The following is a 7,232-nucleotide window of genomic DNA, read 5'->3' on the forward strand; positions in this document are numbered from 1 at the left end:
CAGCAGCACCGGCGCGTGGGTTTTCCTCCCGAGCGCGCTGTCTCAGGCTCGAACTTCAAACACCATGTTGAACGGCGTCTCTGTCGCGCGGCGGAAATGCGAGAAGCCCGCGTCCATCGCGACCTTGCGCAGCCGCATCTCGCCGGCCTGCGCACCGAGGCCGAGTCCGACCTCCTGCGACAGCGAGGCCGGCGTGCAGATCATCGTCGAAGCCCCGTAGAAGATCCGCCCGACCGGGTTGAGATTGTCCTTGAGATGGTCGTGCGCGAAGGGCTCGACGATCATCCAGCTGCCGTCGCGGGCCAGGGACTCCCGCACATGCTTGCCGGCCCCGACCGGATCGCCCATGTCGTGCAGGCAGTCGAACATCGTCACGAGGTCGTATTTCTGCTCGGGGAAATCCTTGGCCGAGGCACGCTCGAAGACGATGCGGTCGCCGACGCCGGCCTTTTGCGCCTCCTCCCGCGCCCGCTCGATCGACGGCCCGTGATAGTCGAAGCCGTAGAAGCGCGAGTTCGGATAGGCCTTGGCCATCAGGATCGTCGAAGACCCGTGCCCGCAGCCGACATCCGCGACGGTCGCGCCGCGTTCGAGCTTGGCCTTGACGCCGTCCAGCGCCGGAATCCACTCGCCTGTCAGATGGGCGTTGTAGCCTGGCCGGAAGAAGCGCTCGGTGCCACGGAACAGGCATTTGCTGTGTTCATGCCAGCCGAGGCCGGCACCGCTGCGGAAGGCATCCTCGACCTTCGGCTCGTCGACCCACATCGACTGGACGATCTCGAAGGCGCCGGCGAAGAAGGCCGGGCTGTCCTCCTCCGCGAAGGCCATGGCCTGCTCGGGCGAAAGGCTGAAGCTGTCGCTGCCCTCGTCATACTCGACATAGCCGGCCGAGGCCTGACCGGAGAGCCATTCGCGCAGATAGCGCTCCTTGAACCCGGTCTTTTCCGCCAGTTGCTGGGATGTGACGGGCATGCCGTCGGCCATCGCCTTGTAGAGGCCGAGCTGGTCCCCCAGCACGATCAGGGCACCGGTGACGGAGGCCCCGACATCGCCAACGAGACGTCCCACCAGCGCGTCGAGTTTTTGAGGGTCGGCAGCACGCATGGCCTTGCTCCTCGGGTTCGGGCGCAGCCGGTGCCGTGTCGCGATCCAGCTCGACGCCATCGCGGAAGAGAAGACGCTAAACCCGTCGCGGGGCCTGTCAACGCGATAAAGTCGGACCCTGCGTCTCTCCGCCTTCCGACAGCCATTCGGGGCCGAGGCGTGGCAGGTTGGGGTCGCGCCGCGCCGTCTCGATCACGCTGTCGATCAGCCCCGGAAAGCGCTGGTTGAGCTCGTCTCGCCGGATACTGAGATAGCGCGACGTTCCCTCCACCCGCATGCGGGTGATGCCGGCTTCGCGCAGCTTGGCGAAGTGGTAGGACAGGAGCGACGGCGAGGCGAAGGCGGTGAAATGACTGCAACGCGCCTTGTCGACCTCGTTGACATCGGACAGCGCGACGAGGATGCCGAGCCGGATCGGGTCGGCCAGCGCCGCGAACACGTCGGCTGGCGCGACATCCTCGATATCAGGGTGGAAAACCGGCTTCATGGCCTTCGAGATAGGCGATGCCGTCGCTCCTGACAATATTCAACATTCATTGAAATTACCCTTGCGGCGAATGATCGGTCACCTTAAAATTCAACGATCATTGAAATTTTGAAGCTCGCCTTCGAAACAGCGATCATCCGCAAGGATCACTCCCATGGATACGCGCCTTCTTTCCCTCGCCGGCGGCGCCTTCGCGATCGGCACCGGCAGCCTGATCGTCACCGGCATCCTGCCCCATCTCGCCGATGGCCTCTCCGTCTCGGTCGACACTGCGGGGCTGCTCATCTCGATCTTCGCGCTGGCCTACGCGATCGGCTCGCCCATCCTCTCCACGGTCCTCGGCGACGCCGACCGCAAGCTGGTTCTGACCGGCGCGATGACGGTGTTCGGCCTCGCCAATCTCGGCGCAGCCTTCGCCAGCGATTTCGGGGTAGTGATGGCCGCCCGGATCGTGATGGCGCTCTCGGCAGGCGTTTTCATGCCCGCCGCGAATGCCGTCGCCGTCGCGGTCTCCGTGCCCGAGCGGCGCGGCCGCGCCATCGCTCTCGTCACCGGCGGCATGACGGTTTCGCTGATTCTCGGCATCCCTATCGGCACCGCCGTCGTCGGCTTCGGCGGCTGGCACCTCGCCTTCCTGATCGTGGCGCTGTTCAGCGCGTTCTCGCTCATCGGCCTGCTCGTCAAGCTGCCCAGGGGCCTGCCGCGCGGCACCAACACACTGCGCGAGCGCCTGCAGGTCGCAGGACGCGGCGATGTGCTGCTGGCGCTGGCCACCACCATGCTGTGGACCACCGGCGCCTTCGTTCTCTACACCTATATCGCGCCCTTCCTGACCAACCATGCCGGCATTGTCGGCCCCTGGCTTGCGGCGACCCTCGTCGTTTCCGGCATCGGCTCGGCCATCGGCAACCAGCTCGGCGGCATCGCCAGCGATCGGTTCGGGCCGGAGCGCACCCTCGGCGTCGTCCTGACAGTGCTCGCCACGGCACTGTTCACCGCCTCCCTGATCGCTGTCAGCCTGCCGCCGGCGCTCGCGATATGGCCGATTCCGTTCGTGCTGCTGGTCTGGAGTGCGGCGGGCTGGGCCGGCCATCCCTCGCAGATGTCGCGGCTGGCCGCGATGGCACCGGATGCCGCCGTCGTCGCGCTCTCGCTCAACGCCTCGGCGCTCTATTTCGGCATCGCGGCCGGCGCCGCGCTGGGCCAGCAGGTGATGCGCCATGCCGGCACCTGGCCGCTCGGCTTCGTCGGCGCCGCCTGCGAAATCGCGGCGCTCGCCGTGCTCTTCGCTGCCATGTGGCGCAAGCGCAGAATGCCGAGGCAGCTGGAAATCGACATCGTGCTGCCGGCACCGCGTCCTGTGCGTTGAGCCGCGACGGCAGCGCTTTTAAGCTTCCTTCCGTCGCCCGGCCCGTCTATAGCGAGCGCCTAGCATTCATTCAGACGCTCGCCAGGCCTCCGCTCGCCCGATCGGACCGGCCTTGCGCACGCCTGCAAGACCGGTCGAGATCATGGCAAAGCGCACAGACATCAAGTCCATCCTGATCATCGGCGCCGGCCCCATCATCATCGGACAGGCCTGCGAGTTCGATTATTCCGGCACCCAGGCCTGCAAGACGCTGAAGGCCGAGGGCTACCGCATCATCCTGGTCAATTCGAACCCGGCGACGATCATGACCGATCCGGACCTGGCCGACGCGACCTATGTCGAGCCGATCACGCCGGAGATCGTCGCCAAGATCATCGAGAAGGAGCGCCCCGACGCACTGCTGCCGACCATGGGCGGCCAGACGGCGCTGAACTGCGCGCTCTCGCTCCAGAAAATGGGCGTGCTGGAGAAGTTCAGCGTCGAGATGATCGGCGCCACCGCAGATGCGATCGACAAGGCCGAGGACCGCGAGCGGTTCCGCGAGGCGATGACCAAGATCGGCCTGTCCACCCCGCGCTCTCATCACATCAAGACGCTCGGCCAGGCGCTCGACGCGCTCGAGGATATCGGCCTGCCCGCGATCATCCGCCCGTCCTTCACCATGGGCGGCACCGGCGGCGGCATCGCCTACAACAAGGGCGAGTTCATCGACATCGTCGAGCGCGGCATCGACGCGTCCCCGACCAGCGAGGTCCTCATCGAGGAGAGCGTGCTCGGCTGGAAGGAGTACGAGATGGAGGTCGTCCGCGACAAGAAGGACAACTGCATCATCGTCTGCTCGATCGAGAACTTCGATCCGATGGGCGTCCACACCGGTGATTCGATCACGGTCGCGCCGGCGCTGACGCTGACCGACAAGGAATACCAGATCATGCGCGACGCCTCGCTGGCGGTTCTGCGCGAGATCGGCGTCGAGACCGGCGGCTCGAACGTCCAGTTCGCGATCGACCCGGAAACCGGGCGCATGATCGTCATCGAGATGAACCCGCGCGTTTCGCGCTCCTCGGCGCTCGCGTCGAAGGCGACCGGCTTCCCGATCGCCAAGGTCGCGGCGCGTCTGGCCGTCGGCTACACGCTGGACGAGATCGAGAACGACATCACCGGCGGCGCGACCCCGGCCTCCTTCGAGCCGACGATCGACTACGTCGTCACCAAGATCCCGCGCTTCGCCTTCGAGAAGTTCCCGGGCTCGGAGCCGACCCTGACCACCGCGATGAAGTCGGTCGGCGAAGCCATGGCGATCGGCCGCACCTTCCAGGAGTCTCTGCAGAAGGCGCTCCGCTCGCTCGAGACCGGCCTCGACGGCCTCGACGAGATCGAGGTCGACGGCCTCGGCCTCGGCGACGACCGCAACGCCATCAAGGCCGCGATCTCGACGCCGACGCCCGACCGCATCCTGCATGTCGCCCAGGCGATGCGCGCCGGCTTCAGCAACGAGGAGATCCACGAGAGCTGCAAGATCGATCCGTGGTTCCTCGCCCAGATGCGCGAGCTGGTCGAGACCGAGGAGAAGATCCGCAGGGTCGGCCTGCCGCAGACGCCCGGCGCCTTCCGCCAGATCAAGGCGATGGGTTTCTCGGACAAGCGCCTCGCCGCCGTCTCGGGCAAGACCGAGGCCGAGGTTCGTACGCTGCGCCGTTCGCTCGAGGTGCGCCCGGTCTACAAGCGCATCGACACCTGCGCGGCCGAGTTCGCCTCGCCGACCGCCTACATGTATTCGAGCTACGCCATGCCCTTCGCCGGCAAGATGGCGGATGAGGCCAACCCCTCCGACCGCAAGAAGGTCGTGATCCTCGGCGGCGGGCCGAACCGCATCGGCCAGGGCATCGAGTTCGACTATTGCTGCTGCCATGCCTGCTACGCTCTGCGGGATGCCGGCTATGAGACCATCATGGTCAACTGCAACCCGGAGACGGTCTCGACCGACTACGACACCTCCGACCGGCTGTATTTCGAGCCGCTGACCGCCGAGGACGTGCTCGAGATCCTCGAGACCGAGAAGCAGAACGGCACGCTGCTCGGCGTCATCGTCCAGTTCGGCGGCCAGACCCCGCTGAAGCTGGCGAATGCGCTGGAAGAGGCCGGCATCCCGATCCTCGGCACCTCGCCCGACATGATCGACCTCGCCGAGGACCGCGACCGCTTCAAGCGCCTGCTCGACAAGCTGCACCTCAAGCAGCCGAAGAACGGCATTGCCTACTCGGTCGAGCAGGCCCGCATGATCGCCGGCGAGCTCGGTCTGCCCTTCGTCGTGCGCCCGTCCTATGTGCTCGGCGGCCGCGCCATGGCGATCATCCGCGACGAGGTGATGTTCGAGGATTACCTGCTCGGCACCCTGCCCTCGCTGATCCCGTCCGAGGTCAAGGCCAAGTACCCGAACGACAAGACCGGCCAGATCAACACGGTGCTCGGCAAGAACCCGCTGCTGTTCGACCGCTACCTGTCTGATGCCATCGAGGTCGACGTCGACTGCCTCGCCGACGGCAAGGAGGCCTTCATCGCCGGGATCATGGAGCATATCGAGGAAGCCGGCATCCATTCCGGCGATTCGGCCTGCTCGCTGCCGCCGCGCTCGCTCTCGGCCGAGACCATCACCGAACTGGAGCGCCAGACCAGGGCGATGGCGCTGGCGCTCGATGTCGGCGGCCTGATGAACGTCCAGTACGCGATCAAGGACGGCGACATCTACGTTCTGGAGGTCAACCCCCGCGCCTCGCGCACGGTGCCTTTCGTCGCCAAGGTCATCGGCGAGCCCATCGCCAAGATCGCGGCCCGCGTCATGGCCGGCGAGCCGCTGGCGAGCTTCGGCCTGAAGCCGGCGAAGCTCGACCATGTCGGCGTCAAGGAAGCCGTCTTCCCGTTCGCGCGCTTCCCTGGCGTCGACGTCCTGCTCGGCCCGGAGATGCGCTCGACCGGCGAGGTCATCGGCCTCGACCGCTCCTTTGACACGGCCTTCGCCAAGAGCCAGCTCGGCGCCGGCTCCAAGGTGCCGGTCAAGGGCACCGTGTTCGTCTCGGTGCGCGACGACGACAAGCCGCGCATCGTGCCGGCGGTCCGCATCCTCTCCGATCTCGGCTTCCGTATCGTCGCGACCGGCGGCACGCTGCGCCTGCTGCAGGAGCAGGGCATCGACGCTGCGCGGATCAACAAGGTCCTTGAAGGCCGGCCGCATGTCGTCGACGCGATCAAGAACGGCGAGATCCAGCTGATCTTCAACACGACCGAGGGTCCACAGGCTCTTGCGGATTCCCGTTCGCTCCGTCGAACGGCCCTCTTGCACAAGGTGCCCTATTATACCACCTTGGCCGGAGCGATCGCCGCGGCGGAGGGCATCAAGGCCTATTGCAGCGGCGACCTCGAAGTACGATCGTTGCAGTCATACTTCGAACGCGCGGCCTGATCGGCCAGTCGCGGCGAAGTTCGGAGACGAAGCGGAAGCGCGGAGGCGCCGGCAGCCGAGATGCTGCCGGCGAACCGCGTTTTCAGGCCTTTTATGGGACGGAAAGAATGGAAAAGGTTCCAATGACCGCCGGGGGCTTCGCCGCCCTGGAGGCCGAGCTGAAGGACCGTCAGCAGGTCCAGCGCCAGCGCATCATCACCGCGATCGCAGAGGCGCGCGCGCTGGGTGATCTCTCGGAGAACGCGGAATATCACGCGGCCAAGGAAGCGCAGTCGCTCAACGAAGGCCGGATCATGGAACTCGAGTCGCTGATCGGCCGCGCCGACATCATCGACGTCTCCAAGCTCGGCGGCGACACGATCAAGTTCGGCGCCACCGTCAAGCTGATCGACGACGATACCGAGGAAGAGAAGAGCTACCAGATCGTCGGCGAGCCGGAATCGGACGTGAAGTCCGGCAAGGTCTCGATCGGCTCGCCGATCGCGCGCGCGCTGATCGGCAAGAAGGTCGGCGATTCCGTCCAGGTCAACACGCCCGGCGGCGGCAAGTCCTACGAGGTCGTCAGCGTCGATTTCCGCTGAGACGGCCACCGTTCCACGACCGTCATGCTCGCCCCTGTGGCGGGCATCGACGACTTCGACCGCTCCTGCCGAGAGAAGGCCTCGATGGCCGGACCGGCCCGGCCAACGCCCTGGCGACGTCCCTACCCCGCCAGGACCACCCTCACCGCCTTGATGATGCCGTCCACGGCGACGCTCGCCAGGATCAGGCCCATGACGCGGCTGATCACGCTCGCGCCGGCATTGCCGATG

General features: G+C 66.2%; 5 protein-coding genes. 3 read left to right on the plus strand and 2 right to left on the minus strand.

Features of this window, described 5'->3' with window-relative positions; all coding sequences use genetic code 11:
• Positions 1 to 42 precede the first annotated feature (42 nt).
• Both ACIPIA_RS07465 and ACIPIA_RS07470 read right to left on the minus strand, forming a co-directional pair.
• Positions 43 to 1,104: a class I SAM-dependent methyltransferase gene (locus ACIPIA_RS07465; RefSeq protein ID WP_400508142.1), complete on the minus strand. Its 1,062-nt coding sequence runs from the start codon at positions 1,102 to 1,104 to the stop codon at positions 43 to 45.
• A gap of 97 nt (positions 1,105 to 1,201) precedes the next feature.
• Positions 1,202 to 1,591 carry an ArsR/SmtB family transcription factor gene (locus ACIPIA_RS07470; RefSeq protein WP_400508143.1) on the minus strand — a complete coding sequence of 130 codons (390 nt, stop codon included), beginning with the start codon at positions 1,589 to 1,591 and terminating at the stop codon, positions 1,202 to 1,204.
• Positions 1,592 to 1,745: 154 nt separating this feature from the next.
• Between ACIPIA_RS07470 and ACIPIA_RS07475 the strand changes: the two genes are divergently transcribed.
• From ACIPIA_RS07475 to greA, 3 genes are all read left to right on the plus strand, one after another.
• Positions 1,746 to 2,960 carry an MFS transporter gene (locus tag ACIPIA_RS07475; RefSeq protein ID WP_400508145.1) on the plus strand — a complete coding sequence of 405 codons (1,215 nt, stop codon included), beginning with the start codon at positions 1,746 to 1,748 and terminating at the stop codon, positions 2,958 to 2,960.
• Positions 2,961 to 3,102: 142 nt separating this feature from the next.
• Entirely contained in the window at positions 3,103 to 6,420 is a 3,318-nt protein-coding gene (gene carB / locus ACIPIA_RS07480; protein ID WP_400508147.1) for a carbamoyl-phosphate synthase large subunit, read from the plus strand.
• A 107-nt stretch (positions 6,421 to 6,527) separates the two neighbouring features.
• Complete coding sequence (gene greA / locus ACIPIA_RS07485; RefSeq protein WP_400508149.1) at positions 6,528 to 7,001, plus strand: transcription elongation factor GreA; 474 nt, start codon at positions 6,528 to 6,530, stop codon at positions 6,999 to 7,001.
• Positions 7,002 to 7,232 lie beyond the last annotated feature (231 nt).

Origin of the sequence: Allobosea sp. CER48 (genome assembly GCF_044752385.1) — a bacterium.
GTDB lineage: Bacteria > Pseudomonadota > Alphaproteobacteria > Rhizobiales > Beijerinckiaceae > Allobosea.